At 63.4% G+C, this 21,625-nt stretch carries 23 protein-coding genes and 3 pseudogenes; 22 read left to right on the plus strand and 4 right to left on the minus strand.

Translation table 11 applies throughout. From position 1 onward, the window contains the following. Positions 1–124: 124 nt before the first annotated feature. From OKW38_RS02395 to OKW38_RS02410, 4 genes are all read left to right on the plus strand, one after another. Entirely contained in the window at positions 125–1,009 is an 885-nt protein-coding gene (locus OKW38_RS02395) for a LysR family transcriptional regulator (protein WP_429332186.1), read from the plus strand. Between the two features lie 122 nt (positions 1,010–1,131). Beyond that, positions 1,132–1,473, plus strand: coding sequence for an HPF/RaiA family ribosome-associated protein (locus OKW38_RS02400; protein WP_429332185.1), 342 nt, complete (start codon positions 1,132–1,134; stop codon positions 1,471–1,473). A 157-nt stretch (positions 1,474–1,630) separates the two neighbouring features. Next, the gene (htpX, locus tag OKW38_RS02405) at positions 1,631–2,500 is read left to right on the plus strand and encodes a protease HtpX (protein ID WP_429359833.1); all 870 of its coding nucleotides are present in this window, start codon (positions 1,631–1,633) and stop codon (positions 2,498–2,500) included. A gap of 168 nt (positions 2,501–2,668) precedes the next feature. After that, entirely contained in the window at positions 2,669–3,745 is a 1,077-nt protein-coding gene (locus OKW38_RS02410) for an AI-2E family transporter (protein ID WP_429332183.1), read from the plus strand. Positions 3,746–3,824: 79 nt separating this feature from the next. On the opposite strand, the gene OKW38_RS02415 is transcribed toward OKW38_RS02410, so the two are convergent. Then, positions 3,825–4,262, minus strand: coding sequence for a GH25 family lysozyme (locus OKW38_RS02415; protein ID WP_429332182.1), 438 nt, complete (start codon positions 4,260–4,262; stop codon positions 3,825–3,827). Positions 4,263–4,376: 114 nt separating this feature from the next. Here OKW38_RS02415 and OKW38_RS02420 point away from each other — a divergent pair, with 114 nt between their 5' ends. After that, positions 4,377–4,727 carry a hypothetical protein gene (locus OKW38_RS02420; RefSeq protein WP_429332181.1) on the plus strand — a complete coding sequence of 117 codons (351 nt, stop codon included), beginning with the start codon at positions 4,377–4,379 and terminating at the stop codon, positions 4,725–4,727. A 125-nt stretch (positions 4,728–4,852) separates the two neighbouring features. Beyond that, positions 4,853–5,206 carry a BON domain-containing protein gene (locus OKW38_RS02425; RefSeq protein ID WP_184070392.1) on the plus strand — a complete coding sequence of 118 codons (354 nt, stop codon included), beginning with the start codon at positions 4,853–4,855 and terminating at the stop codon, positions 5,204–5,206. Positions 5,207–5,241: 35 nt separating this feature from the next. Here the strand turns inward: OKW38_RS02425 and OKW38_RS02430 are convergent. Continuing rightward, a pseudogene (locus OKW38_RS02430) lies at positions 5,242–5,387 on the minus strand (XdhC family protein); the annotation flags it as partial. A gap of 302 nt (positions 5,388–5,689) precedes the next feature. On the opposite strand from OKW38_RS02430, the gene OKW38_RS02435 reads away from it, so the two are divergent. Next, positions 5,690–5,956 carry a hypothetical protein gene (locus tag OKW38_RS02435; RefSeq protein WP_429332180.1) on the plus strand — a complete coding sequence of 89 codons (267 nt, stop codon included), beginning with the start codon at positions 5,690–5,692 and terminating at the stop codon, positions 5,954–5,956. 298 nt (positions 5,957–6,254) lie between these two features. Here OKW38_RS02435 and OKW38_RS02440 read toward each other — a convergent pair whose 3' ends face one another. Further along, a complete protein-coding gene (locus tag OKW38_RS02440; RefSeq protein ID WP_429359835.1) occupies positions 6,255–7,163 on the minus strand; it encodes a LysR substrate-binding domain-containing protein in 909 nt (302 codons plus the stop codon). Between the two features lie 104 nt (positions 7,164–7,267). On the opposite strand from OKW38_RS02440, the gene OKW38_RS02445 reads away from it, so the two are divergent. From OKW38_RS02445 to OKW38_RS02510, 14 genes and pseudogenes are all read left to right on the plus strand, one after another. Further along, complete coding sequence (locus OKW38_RS02445; protein ID WP_429359837.1) at positions 7,268–8,644, plus strand: FAD-binding oxidoreductase; 1,377 nt, start codon at positions 7,268–7,270, stop codon at positions 8,642–8,644. Between the two features lie 13 nt (positions 8,645–8,657). Beyond that, entirely contained in the window at positions 8,658–8,954 is a 297-nt protein-coding gene (locus OKW38_RS02450; protein WP_429359839.1) for a hypothetical protein, read from the plus strand. A 312-nt stretch (positions 8,955–9,266) separates the two neighbouring features. Continuing rightward, complete coding sequence (locus OKW38_RS02455) at positions 9,267–10,058, plus strand: GntR family transcriptional regulator (protein ID WP_429359840.1); 792 nt, start codon at positions 9,267–9,269, stop codon at positions 10,056–10,058. Positions 10,059–10,154: 96 nt separating this feature from the next. After that, complete coding sequence (locus OKW38_RS02460) at positions 10,155–10,421, plus strand: hypothetical protein (protein ID WP_429359841.1); 267 nt, start codon at positions 10,155–10,157, stop codon at positions 10,419–10,421. Beyond that, entirely contained in the window at positions 10,418–11,188 is a 771-nt protein-coding gene (locus OKW38_RS02465; protein ID WP_429359843.1) for a cupin domain-containing protein, read from the plus strand. The genes OKW38_RS02460 and OKW38_RS02465 overlap by 4 nt, the downstream gene beginning before the upstream one ends. Continuing rightward, the gene (locus tag OKW38_RS02470; protein ID WP_429359845.1) at positions 11,185–11,733 is read left to right on the plus strand and encodes a 2,4'-dihydroxyacetophenone dioxygenase family protein; all 549 of its coding nucleotides are present in this window, start codon (positions 11,185–11,187) and stop codon (positions 11,731–11,733) included. The genes OKW38_RS02465 and OKW38_RS02470 overlap by 4 nt, the downstream gene beginning before the upstream one ends. Positions 11,734–11,756: 23 nt before the next feature. Continuing rightward, positions 11,757–13,004: a CaiB/BaiF CoA transferase family protein gene (locus OKW38_RS02475; RefSeq protein ID WP_429332172.1), complete on the plus strand. Its 1,248-nt coding sequence runs from the start codon at positions 11,757–11,759 to the stop codon at positions 13,002–13,004. After that, on the plus strand, positions 13,001–13,765 hold the full coding sequence (locus tag OKW38_RS02480; protein WP_429359847.1) for an enoyl-CoA hydratase-related protein: 765 nt from the start codon (positions 13,001–13,003) through the stop codon (positions 13,763–13,765). Before OKW38_RS02475 ends, OKW38_RS02480 begins: the two co-directional genes overlap by 4 nt. After that, entirely contained in the window at positions 13,750–15,558 is a 1,809-nt protein-coding gene (locus OKW38_RS02485; RefSeq protein WP_429359849.1) for an acyclic terpene utilization AtuA family protein, read from the plus strand. Before OKW38_RS02480 ends, OKW38_RS02485 begins: the two co-directional genes overlap by 16 nt. Further along, entirely contained in the window at positions 15,555–16,715 is a 1,161-nt protein-coding gene (locus OKW38_RS02490) for an acyl-CoA dehydrogenase family protein (protein WP_429359850.1), read from the plus strand. Before OKW38_RS02485 ends, OKW38_RS02490 begins: the two co-directional genes overlap by 4 nt. A 294-nt stretch (positions 16,716–17,009) precedes the next feature. Further along, the gene (locus OKW38_RS02495; protein ID WP_429332168.1) at positions 17,010–17,504 is read left to right on the plus strand and encodes a YbhB/YbcL family Raf kinase inhibitor-like protein; all 495 of its coding nucleotides are present in this window, start codon (positions 17,010–17,012) and stop codon (positions 17,502–17,504) included. A gap of 202 nt (positions 17,505–17,706) precedes the next feature. Next, on the plus strand, positions 17,707–18,840 hold the full coding sequence (locus tag OKW38_RS02500; protein WP_429359851.1) for a porin: 1,134 nt from the start codon (positions 17,707–17,709) through the stop codon (positions 18,838–18,840). Between the two features lie 57 nt (positions 18,841–18,897). Continuing rightward, positions 18,898–19,251 carry a BON domain-containing protein gene (locus tag OKW38_RS02505; RefSeq protein WP_429332166.1) on the plus strand — a complete coding sequence of 118 codons (354 nt, stop codon included), beginning with the start codon at positions 18,898–18,900 and terminating at the stop codon, positions 19,249–19,251. 72 nt (positions 19,252–19,323) lie between these two features. Beyond that, positions 19,324–19,652, plus strand: a pseudogene (locus OKW38_RS02510) (DDE-type integrase/transposase/recombinase); the annotation flags it as partial. On the opposite strand, the pseudogene OKW38_RS02515 reads toward OKW38_RS02510, so the two are convergent. Then, a pseudogene (locus OKW38_RS02515) lies at positions 19,630–19,877 on the minus strand (VOC family protein); the annotation flags it as partial. The pseudogenes OKW38_RS02510 and OKW38_RS02515 sit on opposite strands and share 23 nt — an antisense overlap. A gap of 624 nt (positions 19,878–20,501) precedes the next feature. Between OKW38_RS02515 and OKW38_RS02520 the strand changes: the two are divergent. Next, complete coding sequence (locus OKW38_RS02520; RefSeq protein WP_429360670.1) at positions 20,502–21,152, plus strand: BON domain-containing protein; 651 nt, start codon at positions 20,502–20,504, stop codon at positions 21,150–21,152. Positions 21,153–21,625 lie beyond the last annotated feature (473 nt).

Here is a 21,625-nt window from a genome sequence, read left to right on the forward strand (position 1 = left end):
GTTGAGAAGAAAACGGCTGATTACTGGGTCACAGCCTGTGGAAAGCATGATCGCCTGGCGCCGTATTCGAAAAAACCAGTGATAATCTGACAGTTGGTTCGGTTTTTTCGAAGTGAGGCCACACATGCTCAACTACCGGCACTTGCACTATTTCTGGGTCGTCGTGAAGGAAGGCGGGTTTGCGCGCGCCGCCGAACGGCTCGACATGGCGGTGCAAACCATCAGCGCGCAGGTGCGCGAACTGGAAAAATCCCTCGGACATCAACTGCTGAAGCCCGCCGGACGCGGCGTCGCGATGACGGAAGCGGGACAGGCGGCGTATGCGCGAGCGGAGGAAATCTTCCAGATCGGGCGCGCGTTGCACGACGAAGTGCGCGAAGCGGCCAGCGGGACCGTCGCGCGCTTCGCGGTCGGCTTGACGGATGGCATTTCGAAGCTGGCCGTCCATGCCATTCTTGCGGGCGTGCTGGACACGCCTTCGCTACGGCTGCTCTGCCACGAAGGCGAAGCGGAAGACCTGCTGGCGGAACTGGCGCATCACCATCTGGATCTCGTGCTGTCCAGCCAGCCCGCGCCGCACAACTCGAATCTGCGTCTATCCAGCGAGCGCCTGATCGCTTCGCCGATCGACTGGTACGGGCCGGCCGCCGTGGTGCGAAAAACGCATGTCGATCATTTTCCGCAATGCCTCGCGTCGCTGCCGGTGCTGCTGCCGACGGGGCACTCGTCGCTGCGTTCGCGCCTCGACCGCTGGTTCGAAGCGGAAGGCATCCGGCCACGCGTCGCGGGCGAGTTCGAGGACAGCGCGTTGATGGCGCTGTTCGCGTCGCGCGGCATGGGCGTGTTTCCGCTCGCGGCGTTCGGCGCCGAGCGCAACGATCCCATGCATCGCGGCTTGCGCTGGCTCGGCCGCTCGCCGGAAGTGAAGGAGGAAATACACGCAATCGTGTCGCGGCGCGGGCGGCATCATCCTTTGACGCAAAAGGTGCTGAGTGCGGCGCATGCGTGAGCGCGTTCGTGATCACGAAAAAGAAGGTTCGGTTTTTCCGAAGCTGCATTTCCGTTATTTCTGCTTTTTCCTCGACGCCTCCTCACCGTACTCTTGAGCCGTACCCACGAAGGAGGTGTCTCATGCAAGTCCTGTTCAAGTCCCGCGACCGTGAAGCCGTCCGTCTGTGCAGCTTCGCGCGCCAACGCATCCGGTTCGTGTTTCGCCGCATGGACTGGCTGATTTCGAAGGCGACCGTCAGCATGTCGGACATCAACGGCCCGCGCGGCGGACTCGACAAACGCTGCCAGGTGCAGGTGCAGACGCCCGATGCGACGCCTGTCGTCGTGACGTCGATCGCAAGAGACTGGCGCGGCGCACTCGATCTCGCGCTGGCCCGCGCGGCGCACTCGATCATCCGCAGGCAGCAGGCGCGCATTGCGACTCGGGGTCCCCGTGATTTTGATGCCGCTTACGGGCGATGAACAAGGTACGCGCGAATTCCTATGAAGACAGATAGCAAACGTCTTGTGCTGAAATAGAAACATTACATAAACCTTTCGGTTATCCGGTGTCACAAAGGAGAGTTGAGGGTTCTATGTCACCGCAGTCATTCAGCCAGTTTCCACAGGAGACTTGTGAATGAAAAGAATTTTGCTGTTCCTCGCCACCAACCTCGCGGTAGTGCTGGTGCTTTCGTTAGTAACGAATGTATTGGGCGTCGGCCGCTCCCTGACCGGGAGCGGGCTCGACTTCAATGCGCTGTTCGTGTTCTCGCTGGTGATCGGCTTCGCCGGTTCCATCATTTCGCTGCTTATCTCCAAACCGATGGCGAAATGGGCAACCGGGGCGCGTGTGATCGATTCGCCGCGCGATTCGACTGAGCAATGGCTGATCGACACTGTACGGGAGCTCGCGCAGCGTGCTCGCATTCGTATGCCGGAAGTCGCAATTTTTGAAGGCGCGCCGAACGCGTTCGCCACAGGGGCTTTCAAGCATTCAGCCCTAGTGGCTGTCTGCACGGGATTGCTGCAATCGTTGAACACGGAGGAAGTGGAGGCTGTCCTTGCCCATGAGATTTCGCACGTGAGCAACGGCGACATGGTCACCTTGACGCTCATTCAGGGCGTGGTGAATACCTTCGTGATTTTCTTGGCCCGTGTGGTCGGGTACTTCGTGGACAAGACCTTGTTTCGTACCGAACGCGGTGTCGGTCCCGGGTTCTACATTACCGTTATTGTTTGCGAGATGATTTTCGGCATTCTCGCTTCGGTGATCGTCGCGTACTTCTCGCGCCGGCGCGAGTTCCGCGCTGATGCGGGCTCTGCGCAACTGCTGGCTTCTCCGCGACCGATGATCAATGCGCTGGCCCGCCTGGGTGGACTTGCACCCGGCGAACTTCCGCAATCCTTCAAGGCATCCGGCATTACCGACAAGCCGGGATGGCTCGGGCTCTTCTCCACGCACCCACCGATCGACAGGCGCATTGCCGTGCTGCAAAGCAGCGGGTAGTCAGTAAAGCAGGGCTGCGCGCGGCATTCCAACATGCGACGTCGACGTTTAGACAAGGAGTGCTCAGGCGCGGGCCGGTATGGGGCTTCCTGTAACGACCAGGTGCCACGGCGCGCGGAAGCACCGGCGCGCCCGCAAATTCTCAGCGTATCTAAAGGGAAGGCGTTCATGGACGAGAGCTATCAGATGTCCCCGGTCAAGCGCATCATCCTTGCATTTCTTCTTGGCGGGCTCGTAGTGCTGAGCTACGTAGTGCTGCACCTGTTCCTGGTGCCAGTGGCCTGGGCCACCATCTTTGCCTACGTGACCTGGCCCGCTTATCGCCACTTGCGCTCGCTTATGCGCGGGAACGCCACCGGCAGCGCGATGCTGATGACGGTCATTCTCTCGGTGGCGTTCATTCTGCCGTCAATCTGGCTGATCGTGCTGCTGCGTGACGAACTGACCGCGGCCTACCAGACCGTCGCCAGCTACCTCGCCAATGGGCCGCACAAACTGCCGGAATTGATTGCGCGCGTCCCGTGGCTCGGGCTGTGGCTGCAGGATCTACTGAACCAGGTATCGGCCGATCCGATGGCTTTGCGCGCGCAAATCGCTGAGTGGGGCCGGCAGTGGACCGGGGAGGTCGGCCAGTTAGTCGGCGGCGTGGGTCGCAATGCGACGAAATTGGGCTTTGCCTTGCTGACGCTGTTTTTTATGTACCGGGACGGCGAAAGCGCGTTGGATCAAGTGCGCCGCATACTACGGCGTTTTCTGGGCGATCGCCTGGACGCCTATCTCGCTTCTATCGGCGGAACGACCAAGGCGGTCGTCTACGGGCTCGTGCTGACGGCACTGGCGCAGGGCGCGCTTGCCGGCTTGGGTTACTGGGTGGCCGGGATGCAGGCGCCGGTGTTGCTGGCTGCGTTTACGGTGCTGATCGCGTTGATACCCTTTGGCACGCCGTTCCTATGGGGATCGATCGGTGTATGGCTCCTCGTCACAGGAAAAACGATAGCCGGGGTCGGTCTTTTACTCTGGGGCGCACTGGTCGTTAGCTGGGTGGACAACCTGATTCGTCCGCTCGTGATCAGCAGCGCTACCCGGATACCGTTTCTTCTGGTCGTGTTCGGTGTGCTGGGCGGGCTTGCGGCCTTCGGCCTGGTAGGACTGTTTGTAGGTCCCGTCATCCTGGCGGTCCTGATGGCAGTGTGGCGTGGGTGGCTGGAGGAACAGGCAACCGTGGGCACTGGAACACAAGGCTAGCCCAACGCACTGCTGAAGTGATCAACTGCTTGCTGCAGCCACTCACGGCTTGGGCACCGCGGCTAAAGCGGCATCAAAATCACGGAGACGCTGGATCATCCCGCGGACGCGTGAGGAAGGTGGCGAGATCCACTCCGCTGGGAAGCAGGACCACGTCCCTATCGACGAGCGTCTGGATGCCCGGCACTCCCGGCTGGACCGCGTTCTGCCAGATTGAGAACGTCGGCCAGCCGCCCGGGATGATGGGTGCGATCCCACGCGGCTCGAACCCTCCGTCCACGCGCTTTGTCCCATAATTGGCGATCCACAGGTGCTGCTTCGTGAACAGGCTCGCGTTCGCCATGCCGTGCGTCCAGAATGACGGGTACGTGTAAATGATCGGCGCCTTCCCGCTACCTTCCTCCACGATCGACAGGAAGAACTGCAGCGACGCGACCGCCTGGTCCACGCTCACGTTATTTGGCAAGAGCTCAACGTCGACCATTGGCGGCAGATCCCCCAGGTCAGCTCGGGTCACATCGGAGATCGGTTTCCGCTATATTTTCGAGAACACTCAGCTTTCCCTTACATTCACAATCGGTTTGGAACGGCGTCGCAGTTGATCGTTAAACTACGACTTTAGCAGTTCATCGTGCTGCTGTTTCTCGATACCGAGTACACCGGCTTCGGGCAACGGACTCCCCGGCTGATCAGCCTGGGGATTGTTGCCGAAGACGCTAGCCGCGAGTTTTATATTGAGTTCTCGGACACGTGGCAAATCGAAGATTGCTCAGACTTCGTCAAAAGGGAAGTTCTGCCATTGCTTGAGGGAGCGCCCCTTACGTTCGAACAAGGTCGCGTTCGCCTGCGGGAATGGTTTTTCAATGCTCCGCGTGCGGTCCGGATAGCGAGCGACTCGAGCACAGACTTTCGGTTCCTTCGGCTCTGCGGTGAAGCCTCGCCAGCGATACTGCGGCTGCTCATTCGCGAACTCGCCCGATGATCGGCCTGCCAGCGGCCGCGCGTCTGGATACGGACTTTCCCTGAATCGTGCAAGCAGCTTTGTTAGAAGCGGAATGTTGGCTATCTTTGACTCACCATTTGCCAGGCCGAACGAGAGAGGCAATCATGAAAGCATGGAACGTCGTGAATCTGCTCGTCGTCGTGGGATGCGTGACGTTGACGTCGAACGTCTACGCGCAAGCCAGCAACGCTATGCCGATGGGCTCGAGTCCGGCTGCAAGTTCAGGCAAGGCGACGCCAGCGGACAAGAAGCTGGCTCGGGATGTACGCAAGGCGTTGTCGAAAGCGCCCAACTTCAACGTGTCGAACGTATTCGTCAAGGCGCGCGGCGGTGTCGTGACATTATCCGGCAGCGTGTCGGACGGTCCTCAGATCCAGCAGGCCGCGGAAGTGGCGAAGGGCGTGCCGGGTGTAACGTCGGTGAGTAACCATCTGACGCTCTATACGAAAGGGTATTGACCCTTCGAGGCGGCGCCGGGAAGTACTGGCCGTTTTCAGCCGTGAATATTGCAGGAGGAGCCGACGCTTCGTGAAATTTCACGCGCTCCCTTAGCGCCTTCGATTTGCAATAGCGTTGGCAACGTTACGCCGTTCTTCGCCGCTGTCACTCGGCAAGAATCGACACGAGCATTTCAGGCGGGGCCGATCTACACTCAAGTCGCGCCAGAGCACAGATTCATGTTCCAGACACGGCTCCGGCGCTTCTGTGAGGGGCTCAGCACCGCTGGTCGCGATTGGCGGTACCCCACCCTGATGCGACATTCGAAGCCCCACTTTAGGTGACTGGTACGCAGTCAGAAGACGCCACCCCGCCGGGCAGCCTTCGACAACCAGCCGAAGCCGCCTGTCATCAGTGCGGCGTGATGTCGCCTAGCATCCGGCCATGAGGACACGTTGTGGGACAATCCAGTGCGGCAACCACCAGTCTGGAGGGCGAACGTCATGGATTCGTCATACATCAAACTGACAACCCCAATTGTCGACAGCCGGTCAGCGCTGTGGTTCTCCGCGTATGACTTCGGCTGGGGATACTGCGCCTTCGAACTCAGACCGGAGGTTGTTTGCGAATACCTCGGAGCGGCAGACGACAGCCAGAAGCAGTTGCTGCTCGCGTTTCAGTTGGGAAAGCAAAAGTTAGTGGGAGTTGCGGAACGCAAAACACCTCCATCGAGTGGAGAGCGCATCGAGATTACTGGCCAGGATCTTTAAGCCGCGCTGCAGCAGTGCACACGACCGGCCGGTTCGGTCTAAGCACCCGTCATTCGCGCATGAAGTCGGACTGACCGGACCTGGCCGACCTCTGCCTGACGCGATCGGCGGCACGCGACCCCATGCGGTCGTTCACACTCGTATCGTTGCTATGGTCGCTTTTCGGTGCACAACGGCCATCTCTTGGCCACGAAGCTGCCCTGCTCTCACCTGAAGCCACCTTACACGTGACGGTGGAATGGTTCCGCCATTAGAAGGGGGTTTGATAAGGCGATTTTGAACGAACAAGAGGAGCGGATTAAGTAGCTGACCGCAACCACTCCGAGAAGGCTCGGATGGTCCTTTCGCGCGGATGGCCTAGCCTGCGAATCACATAGAAGCCATACCCGGGCAAGCTTAGCTTGAATGCTTTTACGAGCGTACCGGCGGCGAGTTCGGGTGCCACGAGCGCGTCACTAAAAATCCCGATTCCCTGGCCGGCGATCACCGCCTCGATGGCATGCAGCTCCTCCCGGAAGCTCAGGTGCTGCATGTCCTTGAATTCGGGCACTTCGCGCCACCTGCGCTGAGCCGCGGCAAGCCATCTCTGCCATGTGGGCGGCTCATGGTCGACTGGCGACCAATAGGAGTGGATCAGAACATGCTCTGCGAGATCGACGGGTCTCTTCAGTTGTCCCGTTGAAAGCAAGCGCGGATTGTAGACGGGCCAGAATGTATCTCTCAAGAGATCATCGACGATCCCGCCCGTCGGCACTGCTCGGCTGGTCGCGTAACGAATCGCGACGTCGCCCTCGCCGGCCTGCAGATCGAGCACGGTATCCGTGCCGATCACCTCCAGCGGCACGTCGGGATGCAATTTCCGCCACGCGGACAGGCGGGGCACGAGCCAACGGCTGGCAAACGCGTTCGTTGTCGTTACGCGAAGGGGCTGTTGGTCGCTATCCCGCTTGACGGCCGCGATTGCGGTGGCAAACACCTCGAGCCCGCCATGAATGGCGGGGAACAGCCGCGCTCCGGCATCGGTCAGCGTCAAGGGCCGCGGCCTGCGACGGAACAGGGCGCAACCACAATAGCGCTCGAGCAATCGGATCTGGTGACTGATCGCGGTAGGGGTGACACATAGCTCGAGCGCGGCCTTCTTGAAGCTCATATGGCGAGCGACTGCGTCAAACGCGCGGAACTCTACGAGGGGCGGCAGCTTATGCATGTAGCAGTGTAGATGAAATCAGTTCACCCTTAGCTGAATTCTTCGAGTTTGCTCCCGGGCCGATTTCAGTGAAGACTTGGAGCCGAATTCGAGGAGACGACACCATGCTGCCGATTGGATCTTTGGCCGACGCTGCGGCCGAGCTTGCCGCCACCTTCCGCGGGCAACTCCTGCAACCCATGGACACCGGCTATGAGGACGCGAGGAAGGTCCACAACGGCCTGGTCGATAAGCGGCCCGCCTTGATCGCCAGGTGCCACGGCGTAGCCGACGTTGTCGGAGCCCTCGATCTCACCCGCAGGCTCGGCCTCGAGGGTGCAATTCGCGGTGGCGGCCACAACGTGGCGGGACGGGCGACGATTGATGGTGGGGTGATGGTCGATCTTTCGCCGATGAAGGGCATCCATGTCGATCCGGAGGGCAGAACAGTCTGGGCGCAAGGCGGCGTCACCTGGGGCGAGCTCAATCGCGAGACGCAGTTGCACGGCCTGGCCGTCACCGGGGGCGTGGTCTCCAGCACGGGCATTGCCGGGCTTACCCTCGGGGGCGGGGTGGGCTGGCTGATGGGCAAATACGGCCTGGCGCTCGATAATCTGCGGGCGGTGGAGCTCGTCACGGTTGGCGGCAAGCTCTTGCGGGCCAGCAAGCACCGGGAGCCCGAGCTTTTCTGGGCGCTTCGCGGCGGCGGCGGAAACTTCGGGGTCGCCACGAGCTTCGAGTATGAACTCCACCCGGTCGGGCCGACCATTATGGGCGGCCCGATCGTCCACCCGATCGAACGCTCCCGGGCCCTGCTCGAATTTTTCCGAGACAGCACACGATCGCTGCCTGATGAGCACGCACTGTTCGCAACGCTGACGCATGCGCCGGACGGGTCCGGCACGAAGGTGGCCGCCCTGGTCACCTGCCACTGCGGGCCGTTGGAAGACGCCGAAAGGGCCATGCGGCCGCTGAAACAGTTCGCGCTTCCCATCCTGGATGCCGTTGGGCCGATGCCCTACTCCCAGCTCAACAGCATGCTCGATGCCAACTACCCGAAAGGCGCTCTTAACTACTGGAAGTCCAACTTCCTCACAGAGCTGAGCGACGCTGCGATCGACACCATGATTAGCAGCTTCGCGCGGTGCCCGACGACAATGGGCCAACTGCTCCTCGAACATTTCCACGGCGCGGTCACCCGGGTCAATGCTACCGACACGGCCTTCCCGCACCGGCGTGAAGGCTACAACTTCCTCGTGCTCGCTCAATGGATGCAGCCGGCGGAGACCGGCGCCTGCGTCGCCTGGGCTCGCGAAACCTACGAAGCAATGCGACCTTTCTTTGCTGCCGGTCGCTATGTCAACTACTTGGACGACGATGAGACGGGCGAACCCATTGCGGCTGCATACGGTCCCAATTACCGACGGCTTCAGCAGATCAAGGCCCAGTACGATCCGACGAACTTCTTCCGCATGAACCAGAACATCCGGCCGCTGGCCTGACGGGCACGTCCCAATGCCGATCATCTTGACCGGCGCGCGCGCCGGATCTGCAGCGCGCCGTCGGCTTGCCGAAAACTTGTTGCCCGATCCGCTGAGCAAAGAGGAAGCATTGAAGGCGCTCAACGCCGAGATAATGTTGCGATTTCAGGAAGCTGGCATCGCGGCCTTGTCCGACACAACGGTGCACGGAGCGCATTGTCTGCGGGTCGCGATACGCAACGACCGAACCCGTCGCGATGACCTGGATCTGCGGGTCAATGAAATCGTTCGACTTGGACACCAGATTTTGAATGCGCGCCGCAGTGCCTGACTTCTTCGTTCGACTCTCGACCTGCTTCGGCGTTGAAGGCTGAAGCAATATCGCCCTCCGGAACCTCGACATCGTTCGGCTATGGCCGATCAATGACCGTTCTACTGAGCGTAGCCGACGCTTGAATGACCGTTGGAACATGAAGGCGAACGGCTGAAAGTGGCCGAAAGTCGCCCAAAAGCACGACTGGTGCATGAGCAGCAAGGAAAGTTGTTTGGGTGTGCCAGAAACGCGAGCGACTGCTCGCGCATCGCTGACATATAATTCGAAAGTTGGTTAATTAGGATTTATATGATGGCGGATGAGCGACACATGGAGACCGCGTGGCCGGAGCTGCCAGCCGAGCGCGGCGTTGCGCAATATCACCGGCTGGCGTCCCTGCTGCGGCACCGAATTGCGAAGGGCGAGTACCCGCTCGGCACGCAGCTGCCGCCGATCACGCAACTCGCGGACGACCTGAGCGTCGCCGTCATCACCGTTCGGCAAGCATACGAGCTGCTTTCCAAGGAAGGGCTTATCCGCAGCCAGCGGGGCGTCGGGACCCACGTTGCAGCGCTGCCCGCCGTCACGGGCGACCTCGAACAGGTGATCAACAACCCCTTCGCCGCACCGCAGGCGCTTGCCTTCGAGATACTCGAAGTCCGGCGCCGCACCCTTGTGCCACAAGAACTGCTCGGACCGGATGGCCGGTCGGCCGACGAATACGTCTGTGTCCGCAAGCTGCACTCCTATTCCGGCGAGCCGTTCTGCTACGCCGAAATCTATGTGCCGACGCCGGTTTTCGAATCGCTGCCCAAGGACATCGCCATGCAGCGGAAACTGCTCGCCGCGGTGCTCGACAAACTTGGCGCGCGCTGCAAACGCTTGCGACAACGCGTGACCGTGATACCCGCCGATTTTCCTCTGTGCGATATGCTGAAGATCCCGTTTGCCTCGCCCGTCGCGAAGATGTCGCGACGCCTGGTTGACGGCAAAGGCAACGTGCTCTACGCCGGTGCGACCTGGTATCGGGGCGACCGCTACGTTTCCGAGATCGACCTCCCCGCGTCCGCCGTGAAAACCGTGCCCGGGATCACCGAGCCCCAGCGGCGGGCTGTCGGGTAAGCCCGTACTTGACGCCACTTTTCGCATGCCTAAACTACTAACATTAGTCATTTAGGTTTAACTCCCTGAAGTTGAGTCCTCATTGGAGCGATGCGCATGCGGAACCTTCTCTTCCTCCTGGCTACCCCTGTCTTTGAGCCGCGAGCGATAGCGGCGGCCCCTTATCCGGCCAGGCCCATCAAGTCCATCATTCCCTTTTCGGTCGGAAGCGGAACGGACGCCGAGGCGCGCGTGCTCGACCAATCGCTGGCCGCCGGCAAGGGCCAGCCCGTCATCGTGGAAAACCATTCCAATGCCTCCGGCTTCATGGCAGCGCAGGCCGCCACCCCGGCGATCAAGACCGCATGGAGCCAGCCCGAATGAAGCCCGTACCTACCGTGGTCAGGGCGGCCGATCTTGCCGCCTACGCGCCGGCCAACCACACCGGCACCTCCAACGTGCGCGTGATCGGCCCCGAGACTGTCGGCGCGACGGCGCTCGAAGTGCTGGTCGGCACGATCGTGAAATCGCACGGCGCGCGGCCGCACGCGCATCCGCACCTGGAGCAATGCGCCTACATGATCGAGGGAACCGGCGAGTCAGGGGCGGAAGGCCGCGTGGAAGCGATGGAGCCCGGGACCTGGGCCTACGTGCCGGCAGGCGTGTTCCATTCGTTTCGCGTGACCAGCGACCAGCCCGGGCGTGTGCTGGTCGTCTATACACCGCCTTATGGCGAGAACCCGGCGCACACGATCACGGAACCCGACGGCGCTGCCGCCGCGCCTGCTCACGCCAAAGTGCGCGTGCTTGCCGCCGGCGACGCCGCCACCGGCACGGTTCCCCTCATCGACCGCGAGACCGCTGGCGCGCGCTGGGTCGACATTGCGGCGCTGCGCATGCCTGCCGGCAGCGCATCGGTCTGCACCGCGGAGCCTGACGCCGAGCAGGTTCTCTACGTCGAAGACGGACGGATCGACGCACGTGTCGATGGGCAGCACTTCGGTCTCGCCCCGGGCGACTTCCTGTTTCTTCCGCGCGGGGCTGCCGCCTCCCTGCGCTGTTTGCCGGAGCAGCCTGCGTCCGGCTTCCTTATCAAGGGGCGGCTTCCATCGACTGCTTTAAATCCAGTAACAACGGGAGACAATTCATGAACGCAAGAATGCTCGCGCAGCCCACCACGTCCACCGGCGCCCCGCTGCCGCTGCCCGCTCTGCCACAGGACAAGCTCCTGACCATCAACATCGAGCAGATCCCGCTGATCAGGGATGTCTTTCCGGGCATCCACATCAAGCCGCTGCGCCTGGACCTGGAGCGCGGCGAGTGGGTCTTCATGGCCATCCTGGAACCCGGTTGCTCGCTGCCGATTCACTACCACACCGGTACGGCGCAGGTGTGGACGATCCAGGGATGCTGGGCGTATCGCGAGTACCCCGAGCAGCGGCAGACGGCAGGCTCCTACCTGTACGAGCCCGGCGGCTCGGTGCACACCTTCTACACCCCCGAGGACAACACCGAGGACACCATCACCATCGCCTGGATCGAAGGCGCGCAGGTCAGCTTCAACGAGGACGGGACGTTCCACTCGCTCAATGACGCGGTTTCGATCCGGTACGCGATCGAGGCCCTCGCGGCAGCGCGCGACATCGGACCGGTGCCCTACATCCGCGGCAACGGCGCCGACGTAGCCGGTTCCTGACCGGAAAGAGGAGCACGGACAGAATGAGCAACGACTCGAACCAGTGTGGGCCGCTGGCCGGCCTGCGCATCATCGACATCACCGAAGTCGTCATGGGACCTTCGGCCACGCAGATGCTGGCCGACCTGGGGGCCGACGTGATCAAGGTGGAGCCGCCCGGCGGCGACATGCTGCGCGCCGTCGGACCCGGCGGGCGCTCGGGCGCCGGCCCGCTGTTCCTCAACCTGAACCGCAACAAGCGCAGCGTCATGCTGGACCTGAAGCGCCCTGCCGGCAAGGAAGCGCTGCTGAAGCTCGCGCAGACGGCTGACGCGCTGGTCTACAACGTGCGGCCGCAGGCGATGCAGCGCCTTGGGCTGGATTACGAGGCGCTGCGGCTGGTGAACCCGCGCATCGTCTACGTCGGCACCTTCGGCTTCAGCCAGCGCGGCCGCTATGCGGACTCGCGCGCTTTCGACGACCTGATCCAGGCGGCCGTCGCGATCCCCGAGGCCAGCGTGCGGGCCGGTTCCGACGTGCCGCGCTATGCCCCGCTCAACCTCTCGGACCGGGCCACGGGCCTGTACGCGTTCGGCGTGATCTGCGCGGCCCTGCTCGCGCGCGAGCGCACGGGCTGCGGGCAGGCGGTGGACGTGCCGATGTTCGAGACCACCGCGCAGATGATGCTGGGCGATCATCTGTACGGCCACACGTTCATCCCGCCGCGCGGCGGCTTCGGCTATCCGCGGCTGCTCAACCCGCAGCGGCGGCCGTACGCCACGCAGGACGGCCTGGTGTGCCTCGTCGTCTACACCGACGCACAGTGGCAGGCCTTCATGCGCGTGGTCGGCGAGGCCGAGCGGTTCAACAGCGACCCGCGGTTTGCCGACGGCGAATCGCGCACGCAGCATGTCGAGGCACTGTACGAGATCCTCGCCGACAAGCTGAAAGCGCAGACCACCCAGCAATGGCGCGAGCTGCTGGAGCCGCTCGGCATCCCGGTGTTGCCGGTGCACACCTTCGAGTCGCTGATGGACGATCCGCACCTGCAGGACATCGGGTTCTTCCGGCAATTCGAGCATCCCACCGAGGGCGTGCTGCGAACCATGGCGGTGCCGAGCGAATGGCCGCAAACGCCGCTGCCGCCGCTGCGCCCGCCGCCGCTGCTGGGTGAGCACAGCGCACAAGTGCTGGCCGAGGCGGGCTACTCGCCGCAGCAGATCCGCGAGATGGAGCAGGCGGGCGTGACGCAAGTGGCGGCGTGCAGCGAGTCAACGGGAGTCGAAGCATGAGCGAGGTCGTGCACGCCAGCCGGCAGGACGGGCGGCTGATTCTCACCATCGACCGCCCGGAGCGCCGGAATGCGCTCAACGCGGAAGTGATCGGCACGTTGCAGGAAGCGCTGGACCGCGCCAGGTCTGACGAGACGATTCGCGCGGTGGTGCTCACCGGTGCCGGCGACGAGGCGTTCTGCGCCGGCGCCGACCTGGGCGGGGATGCCTTCGCGTTCGACTACGCCACGCCGACCAGCGCCTATGCCGACCTGCTGCGCACGGCCCGCACGCTGAACGTGCCGCTCGTCGCGCGGGTTAACGGCGCCTGCATGGCCGGCGGCATGGGCCTGCTCGCGATGTGCGATCTCGCCATCACGGCCCGGCACGCGAGCTTCGGCCTGCCCGAGGTGAAGGTGGGCGTGTTCCCGATGCAGGTGCTCGCCGTGCTGCAGGCCCAGTTGCCGCTGCGCTGCCTGGCGCAGCTGTGCCTGACGGGCGAGCCCATCGACGCGGCGCGGGCACGCGAGATCGGTCTGGTGAACGAGGTGGCGGACGACCTCGACGTTGCGCTCGAGCGCCTGCTGTCACGGCTGCTCGCCAACTCACCTACCGCGCTGCGGCGCGGCATGTATGCGATGAAGGCGATGCGCTCGATGTCCTTCGAAGAGGCGATCGCCTTCGGCGAAGGGCAGATCGGCCTGCTGGCCCTGACCCAGGACGCGCGCGAGGGCCTGGCCGCATTCAAGGAAAAAAGGAAACCGCAATGGACGGGCAACTGACATCCGCGACGCCGGGCAAGATTGTGCGCATCGGCGGCGCCTCGGGCTTCTGGGGCGACAGCAGCGTCGGGCCGCTGCAGCTGGTGCGCTGCGGAGCCATCGATTACCTCGTGTTCGACTATCTCGCCGAGCTCACCATGTCGATCCTCGCGGGCGCGCGCACGAAGCGGCCGGAGGAAGGCTACGCCATCGACTTCGTCACGGTGGCGCTGCGCTCGGTGCTGAAGCAGGCCGTCGGGCAGGGCATCCGCATCGTCAGCAACGCCGGCGGCGTAAACCCGAAGGGCTGCGCCGCAGCGGTGCGGGCTCTGGCCGACGAACTCGGCGTACCGGTGCGGGTCGCGATCGTCGAAGGCGACGACGTCCTCCCGCTTGCCGCCGCGATGCGAGCGGCCGGCACGGGCGAAATGTCCAGCGGCGAACCGATGCCGGAGCGGCTGGTGACGGCCAATGCCTATCTCGGCGCACTGCCCATCGCACGGGCCCTGGCCGCGGGTGCCGACATCGTCATCACCGGCCGCTGCGTCGACAGTGCCGTCACCCTCGGCGTGCTGATGCACGAGTTCGGCTGGGCGGCCGACGACTTCGACCGGCTCGCCGCCGGCAGCCTGGCCGGCCACATCATCGAATGCGGCTGCCAGGCGACAGGCGGCCTGCACACCGACTGGGCCAGCGTGCCGGACTGGGCGAACATCGGCTATCCGGTCGTCGAGTGCCGCGAAGACGGCAGCTTTGTGGTCACCAAGCCTGCGGACACCGGCGGCCTTGTCACGCACGCAACTGTCGCTGAGCAACTGTTGTACGAGATAGGCGATCCGGCCAACTATCTGCTGCCGGACGTGACCTGCGACTTCCGCCAGGTGCGCATGGAGCAGGCCGGGCCGCATCGCGTGCTCGTGACCGGCGCGCGCGGCCGCCCGCCGACCGGCACCTACAAGGTCAGCGCCACCGCGCCGGCGGGCTTCAAGGTGTCCGGGCAGCTCACCATCGTCGGGATCGACGCCGCAGCAAAGGCCAGGCGCACGGGCGAGGCGCTGCTCGAGCGCGGCCGCCGGCTGCTGCACGAGAGCGGGTTCGCGGACTTCCTGGCCACCCATATCGAGCTGCTCGGCACGGAATCGGCTTACGGGCCGCATGCGCGCCCCTTGCCGACGCGCGAAGTCGTGTTGCGCCTGACGGTGACGCATGCCGACCGGCGCGCACTGGCGATGTTCAGCCGTGAGTTAGCCGCACCAGGCACATCCTGGTCACCCGGCACGACCGGTGCCGGTGGCCGTCCCTCGGTGTCGCCGGTGCTGCGGCAGTTCGCCTGGCTCATTCCGAAGGCGCAGGTGACGCCGACGGTCACGCTCGGCGAGACGACGTTCACCGTGACGTTGCCGCCACCGCAACCGCAGGTCGCGCGGGAACCGCTGGCGCCCATCGAGGGTGCGTTGCCCGCCGGCCCACGCCAGACCGTGCCGCTCGTGAGAATCGCGCTCGGACGCAGCGGCGACAAGGGCGACACCTCCAACATCGGCCTCATCGCGCGGCATCCGGCCCTGCTGCCGGTGCTGAAAGACCAGGTGACGCCAGAACGCGTCGCGGAGTACCTCCGCCATCTGGTGCAGGGGCCGGTCCACCGTTACGAGCTGCCCGGCATTCATGCCATCAACCTCGTCTGCGAGTGCGCGCTGGGCGGCGGCGGCATGGCGTCGCTGCGCAACGACCCGCTCGGCAAGGGCATGGCGCAGATGCTGCTCGACATGCCGGTCGACGTCCCCGCAGGCCTGCTGCAGGAGCGCCCCGCATGAATTTCGACTTCTCCGACGACCAGCTTGCAATCCGCGACGCCGTCGAGGCCCGCTGCGCCGACTTCGGCGCCGATTACTGGCTTGAGCGGGACCGCGATGGACGCTGGCCCAGCGAGTTCTGTGACGCCGTCGCTCGCGGCGGGTGGTTCGGCGTGACCATGCCCAAGGAATATGGCGGCGCCGGCCTCGGCATCTCGGCGGCCGCGATGGTGATGCGCACGATCGGCAAGCTCGGCTCGGCGGCGGTGTCGTCGGTACACCTGAACCTGTTCGGCCCGCAGCCGGTGGTCGTGTTCGGCAGCGAGGCGCAAAAGCGGCGCATGCTGCCGCCGTTGATCGACGGTTCGGATCGCGCCTGCTTCGGCGTGACCGAGCCCAGCGTCGGTTCCGACACCACACGCGTCAGAACCTTCGCCCGTCGCGCAGGCGACCGCTACATCGTCCGCGGCCAGAAGGTTTGGACCTCGACCGCGCAGCACGCCAACAAGATCCTGCTGGTGGCCCGCACGACGGCGATCGAGGCATGCGCGCGGCCGATGGACGGCGTCACGCTGTTCTACACCGACCTCGATCGATCGCGCGTGCGCATCAGCGAGATCGACAAGATGGCGCGCAAGGCAGTGGACTCGAATGAACTGTTCATCGACGGACTGGAGATCCCCGTCGAGGATCGCATCGGCGACGAAGGCCAGGGTTTCAGGTACCTGCTGCACGGCCTGAACCCGGAGCGCATCCTCGTCGCGGCTGCCGCGCTAGGCGCCGCTGAGACAGCGCTGGCGCGGGCAACCGACTACGCCAGGGAACGCGTCGTGTTCGGCCGGCCGATCGGCAAGAACCAGGCGATCCAGCATCCGCTGGCGGAATGCTGGATGCACCTGCAGTCGGCCGAACTGCTGATGTGGAAGGCGGCGGCGCTCTACGACGCCGGCAAGCCCTGCGGTGTCGAGGCTACGGCGGCCAAGTACCTGGCGGCAGAGGCCAGTTTCGAGGCGTCGTTGCGTGCGGTGCGCACGCACGGCGGCTACGGCTACGCGACGGAGTACCACGTCGAGCGCGGCCTGCGCGAAAGCGTGCTGTCGCTGCTCGCACCGGTGACACAGGAGCTCGCGTTGTGCTACGTCGCCGAGCAGGCGCTCGGGTTGCCGAAGTCGTACTGACCCGCGCAGCGCGAGACAAACCGCATCCAGGGCGTGGCAACGGCACGTCCGACGACACCGACCGGATCAATCAGCAACGGTCCATAAACCCGAGCCTGGAGACTGCGAAATGAGAATGAACATTGCGGGAGGACACGATTGAATAATCGTCCGCCGCCGAACGTGTCGTGCGAGGGGAGGCCGTGGCGCAGCTGGAGGAAGCGGCGCCATGACAAATAAGTGCATCGGTTCTGGGGCGCATCCAGGCGATGCGGCTTCCCTGGTTCTCAAATCAAGTAAATCAAAGGAAATGGCGTGAGCATCTTGACAGTGATATCGCCTGAATTCAGGGATCAGGAACGGCTGCAACTGGTGCATGAATTCGATGGCTTCGACGGGACCGGCCAGAACCGTTCGCCCGCGCTGCAATGGCACGGCGCGCCGGCAGGCACCAGGAGCTTCGCCCTGACGCTGTACGACCCGGACGCACCCACCGGCAGCGGCTTCTGGCACTGGATCCTGTTCGATATCGATTCGTCCGTCACCCAGCTCGCCGCAGGCATAGGCTCATCCGACGCCACTGACCTGGGCGCCAGCGGCACTCAGGCCACCAACGATTACGGCGCCACCGGCTACGGCGGTCCCTGCCCGCCCAAGGGCTTGCCGGCGCACCGCTATATTTTCACCGTGCACGCGCTGGGTGTGCCCAAGCTGGAGCTGCCGGCCAACGCGCCCAACGCGGTGGCGCGCTTCGTTATCTACCAGAACACGCTCGCCATGGCCACCCTGACCGGCCTCTACAACCGCTGAGGGTGCGCCTTGCTGTCACTGTTTGAACCGCTCGCCGGCAGTCCCAGGGCGATCAGCCCGAATGGAGGAGCCACGATCTAAGCATGGGGACTGCTTCCTGTCCACCCGATGCCGATAGAAACGCCCGGCCCAGTTTCATTCCACCACTAGCCGTACGCCTGCCGGAAGTGTCCCGCGATCGCGACACAACTAGGAGACCGAAATGAAATCGAAGTGGAGTGGCGCTGCAGCGCTTGTCGTGTTCGCGAGCGCAGCACATGCGCAATCGTCGGTGACGCTGTACGGCCTACTCGATACCGGGTTCCTGTATCAGAGGGCGAACGCGAGCAACTTTCAGTCGAAGGTGAATCTCGGGCATGTCTACGAGCTCAAGGACGGCGGCATCTATGCGAGCCTCTGGGGCTTGAAGGGCACCGAGGACATCGGGGGCGGCTACAAGGTCAACTTCAAGCTGCAGGGGTCGTTCAACACGCCCACCGGGAGGGCCGGACTGGCCGGCACGCCGACCGCCACCGCGATGTTCAACGAGCAGACTACGGTGGGCGTGTCGAGTCCGTACGGCACGCTCGATCTGGGCCGGCAGATCCTGCCGATGATCTATGCGATGGCGGACACCGACGTACGGAACGCCCAATACTTCGGCAGCATCCTGACCGCGTGGCTCGGCCTGAACCAGGCCGCGGGCTGGCCGGGCACCAGCACGAACGGCTCGATCGGCGCGCTGTATGACGACAATGCGATCGTCTACCAGTCGCCGAAATTCTACGGCGCATCGCTTGCGCTCGAGTACGCGCCGGGCGGCGTCGCCGGGAAGTTTCAAGGCGGCACGCGCGAGTCGGCCGTGCTCAAGTATTCGAACTACGGCCTCAACGTGGCGGGGGTGTACTACAACGGACACGACGCCAACCCGTTTGCGCCCAACGGTGCCGTGACCCCGGCGACAGGCCTGAACAACAACCGGTTCTGGTACGTTGGCGCGCAATACACGTTTTACAATGTTTCCGTGTCGACGTCGTACGCCATGGGCAAGAATCCGGCGAAAAGCAGTCAGGACAGCTTCGAGATGATCTCCGCCGGCCTCGGCTACCAGTTCACCCGATTCTTCAAGGTCACGTCGGGCTTCTATTACCTGAGGGACCGAAATTTTTCGTCCAACCAGTCGAATCTGTTCGCGGTGGGCGCCGAATATAACCTGTCCAGGGCCACCCTCGCCTACGCACAGGTCGGGTACGTCAACAACCGGGGCAACATGAGCCAGACGATCATATACGCCGCGCCGGTTCCGGAAGGAACGTCGAGCACCGCAGCGATGATCGGCATCCGTCATGCTTTCTGACCCCGTGAACCACGACAAGCGGAGCATCGAATGAGCACAAGCAACATGGCACTCAGGATGGCCGGCGGCATATTGCTCGCGCTGGCATCGGTTCACGTCTCGGCGCAGTCAGGCGCAGCGAGCGCGGCGTCGAATGGCGCCGCGACGGCGGCGTCGGCCGCACCGGCGGCCAAATCGGACCGGGCGGCCAATCGCGCACTGCGCCGCAAGGTCTATTCGGCCATCGTGAAGCACAAGGAGATCAACGCCGGGAACATCAGTGTCGTCGCGAAGGGCGGTGCAGTCACGCTCTACGGGACGGTCGTCGACCCATCGCAGATCGACAAGGTGGCCGAAATCACCAAGGGCGTCCCGGGCGTCATCTCCGTGACCACCAAGCTGACGGTCGAGAAACCGTTCGGCGGCCAGTAAGCTATGGCGGTTCTGTTGCAGTAAGGCCGGTCCGCTATGATGTGCGGAACGACATGAACGACTGAAAGCTCGATGAAGACGATGAATCCGGTGGTGGCCCGAGTGCTCAAACGCCTGCATTATCCGCTGGACGTGATTCTGACTTGCGTGCGCTGGTAAGTGGCCTATCCGCTGAGCCTACGGCACCTTGAAGACATGATGGCTGAGCGCGGCGTTTGGATCGATCATTCGACTGAGCACCGCTGGGCCATCGAGCGCTGTTGCCGGTGCTGGAGAAAGCGTTTCGCCGCCGCAAGCGTCCGGTGGGTAAGAGCTGGCGGATGGACTAGACGTACATCCGCGTCAAGGGGGAATGGCGGTATCTTTACCGGGCCGTTGCTCGATGCGCAGGCACAGATGATCCATATTGCGCCCCGCACCTGGCGCACCGCTCTCTGGGCGATCGATCTTTCCGCCGACCTTCAGCAGATCGATCAGCGAGTGCCCGGCGTGTAACTGGATGAGCCCGAGATCCGCCTGTTCCTTTTCCACACTGCAACCAAGCACATCGCAGTAAAACCGGGTCTCGAATCGAGATCGGCGGCCCTGATCACGACGTGGTCGATCTCACGGATTTGAAACTCCATGGAAAAGCCTCCTCCTTCGTCCGGTTCTTCGTGCCGCTCGCGGGAACTTTCCGAGTGTAGGAGAAGGACGAGCCGGGCGTTAGCCTAGTCGCTTCGCCGAAGGTGAATCCGCTTGCTCATCGCCATGCGGATCGCACGTTGTCGGTATTTGCAGAGACGACCTGACCGTCGGTGATGTTTTTGAATGCCCCGGTGTACGCGCACGGGGCGATCAGGATTTCCAGCGGCATCATCGCGCGCGGGCCAGATCTCCGCGCTGTCCAACAGACGGCTGCTGCCCAATAGAAAGTGCGCACGAAAATCGCGTCGCGTTTGAGCGACGTTGCGTCCGGTGCAGTTCCAGTCGGCGGGCAGTCACTTTGAGCGACCGTTGTAGCTCGCGCAGCCGACGTTCGAATGTCCGCGTGACAGCGCGAGCCAACGGCCGTAGATGGCCGATCACCGTCATAGCGGGCGCGCGCCGGGGCCGGGCCACGCCCGCGCACACTGAAGCTCTGAGTTGATCGATATCAACATAGTCAGAACGCTTCGGACGATGCTAGAAGTTGCGCGTCACGCCACGTGCGGGATGCGTCGCCGTGCCGGCGTCCTTCGGCGCCGTCGACGATTGTGCAGGAGACCGGGATGAAGTCAGACCAAGCGCTAAAACAAGACGTCGAGCAGGAATTGCTCTGGGACCCGGCAATCGACGCCAGGCAGATCAGGGTAGCGGTTCATGATCGCATCGTTACACTCGTGGGGGCAGTGTCGAGTTACGCGCAGAAACTCGCGGCACAGAAGGCGGCGCAACGTGTGACCGGCTGCCGCGCGCTCGTGATGGAATTGAATGTCCCGGAATCGTCGCCTGCGTCGCACAGCGACGAGGATCTCGCCACCGCGATCTTATCGGCGCTCAAGTGGCAGGAGGACTTCCCCAAGGACGCCATTCAGGTCGAAGTCGAACGCGGTTGCGTGACCCTTGCCGGCGAAGTCGACTGGGGCTATCAGCGTCATGCCGCTGAAATGCTGGTGAGCCGCATGCGTGGAGTAATGGGTGTGTCGAACCAGATCACCGTCCGGGCCGATGAAGTCGCCGCCGACGTTGGTGCCCAGATTTCTGCAGCACTTGCGCGACGTGCAAAGCGAGAGTTCGCCGGCATCGCAATCGACGTGCACGACGGGGTCGTCACGCTGACCGGTACTGTCAGTTCGCTGGCAGAAAAGCGCGCTGCGTGCGGGGCTGCGTGGTCAGCGAAAGGAGTACAGCGCGTCGTGGATAAGTTGAGCGTGGTGTGAAGCGCGGACCTAGGGCGCAATCGTGCACCCCGCTTCGACTCAGGTGTTCGACAGGCACTCGACGTTCCAAGGACGGCCTCCTACGCTGCGGAAGGTCTTCACTTCGGTGCCACAGCAGCCATTCGACTTCCGCTGGAAGTTGTCGACAGCGAACGGGGCTTTCGAGAAATTCGAATGCTCCTTGCCGACCCGTTGCTGACCGTCGGCCCCACCGAGACATATATGGCGGCTCTCAAGCGATACTGTTGAAAAAGTGGCTGACCGTCTCTCTCGGGAGGTTTTCATGGGTCTTCTTACCCTTGACCGACGCTCGCGAGCGGTTCGTGGGCCGATCTGAGAGGTCGATTTTTTAGCTTGCCAATTGCAAAAGCCATGTAGCGACTTTTTCAACAGTATCGAAGCAGAACTGCCGCCTGAATGTCATGGCGACGCAACGAACGGAGGTCGCCTTCTGACCGCCCGCTGCCTGTCGG

It is taken from the genome of Paraburkholderia sp. MM5496-R1 (assembly GCF_050436205.1).
Lineage (GTDB): Bacteria > Pseudomonadota > Gammaproteobacteria > Burkholderiales > Burkholderiaceae > Paraburkholderia > Paraburkholderia tuberum.

What these genes read in the sequence shown, in the direction of transcription:
- OKW38_RS02450 (WP_429359839.1), top strand. Translation starts at nt 8,658, where the DNA reads ATGCCGATCATCTTGACCGGCGCGCGCGCCGGATCTGCAGCGCGCCGT.
- OKW38_RS02445 (WP_429359837.1), top strand. Translation starts at nt 7,268, where the DNA reads ATGCTGCCGATTGGATCTTTGGCCGACGCTGCGGCCGAGCTTGCCGCC.
- OKW38_RS02500 (WP_429359851.1), top strand. Translation starts at nt 17,707, where the DNA reads ATGAAATCGAAGTGGAGTGGCGCTGCAGCGCTTGTCGTGTTCGCGAGC.
- OKW38_RS02400 (WP_429332185.1), top strand. Translation starts at nt 1,132, where the DNA reads ATGCAAGTCCTGTTCAAGTCCCGCGACCGTGAAGCCGTCCGTCTGTGC.
- OKW38_RS02395 (WP_429332186.1), top strand. Translation starts at nt 125, where the DNA reads ATGCTCAACTACCGGCACTTGCACTATTTCTGGGTCGTCGTGAAGGAA.
- OKW38_RS02455 (WP_429359840.1), top strand. Translation starts at nt 9,267, where the DNA reads ATGGAGACCGCGTGGCCGGAGCTGCCAGCCGAGCGCGGCGTTGCGCAA.
- OKW38_RS02435 (WP_429332180.1), top strand. Translation starts at nt 5,690, where the DNA reads ATGGATTCGTCATACATCAAACTGACAACCCCAATTGTCGACAGCCGG.
- OKW38_RS02470 (WP_429359845.1), top strand. Translation starts at nt 11,185, where the DNA reads ATGAACGCAAGAATGCTCGCGCAGCCCACCACGTCCACCGGCGCCCCG.
- OKW38_RS02485 (WP_429359849.1), top strand. Translation starts at nt 13,750, where the DNA reads ATGGACGGGCAACTGACATCCGCGACGCCGGGCAAGATTGTGCGCATC.
- htpX (WP_429359833.1), top strand. Translation starts at nt 1,631, where the DNA reads ATGAAAAGAATTTTGCTGTTCCTCGCCACCAACCTCGCGGTAGTGCTG.
- OKW38_RS02520 (WP_429360670.1), top strand. Translation starts at nt 20,502, where the DNA reads ATGAAGTCAGACCAAGCGCTAAAACAAGACGTCGAGCAGGAATTGCTC.
- OKW38_RS02490 (WP_429359850.1), top strand. Translation starts at nt 15,555, where the DNA reads ATGAATTTCGACTTCTCCGACGACCAGCTTGCAATCCGCGACGCCGTC.
- OKW38_RS02505 (WP_429332166.1), top strand. Translation starts at nt 18,898, where the DNA reads ATGGCCGGCGGCATATTGCTCGCGCTGGCATCGGTTCACGTCTCGGCG.
- OKW38_RS02465 (WP_429359843.1), top strand. Translation starts at nt 10,418, where the DNA reads ATGAAGCCCGTACCTACCGTGGTCAGGGCGGCCGATCTTGCCGCCTAC.
- OKW38_RS02410 (WP_429332183.1), top strand. Translation starts at nt 2,669, where the DNA reads ATGGACGAGAGCTATCAGATGTCCCCGGTCAAGCGCATCATCCTTGCA.
- OKW38_RS02425 (WP_184070392.1), top strand. Translation starts at nt 4,853, where the DNA reads ATGAAAGCATGGAACGTCGTGAATCTGCTCGTCGTCGTGGGATGCGTG.
- OKW38_RS02440 (WP_429359835.1), bottom strand. Translation starts at nt 7,163, where the DNA reads ATGCATAAGCTGCCGCCCCTCGTAGAGTTCCGCGCGTTTGACGCAGTC.
- OKW38_RS02480 (WP_429359847.1), top strand. Translation starts at nt 13,001, where the DNA reads ATGAGCGAGGTCGTGCACGCCAGCCGGCAGGACGGGCGGCTGATTCTC.
- OKW38_RS02460 (WP_429359841.1), top strand. Translation starts at nt 10,155, where the DNA reads ATGCGGAACCTTCTCTTCCTCCTGGCTACCCCTGTCTTTGAGCCGCGA.
- OKW38_RS02475 (WP_429332172.1), top strand. Translation starts at nt 11,757, where the DNA reads ATGAGCAACGACTCGAACCAGTGTGGGCCGCTGGCCGGCCTGCGCATC.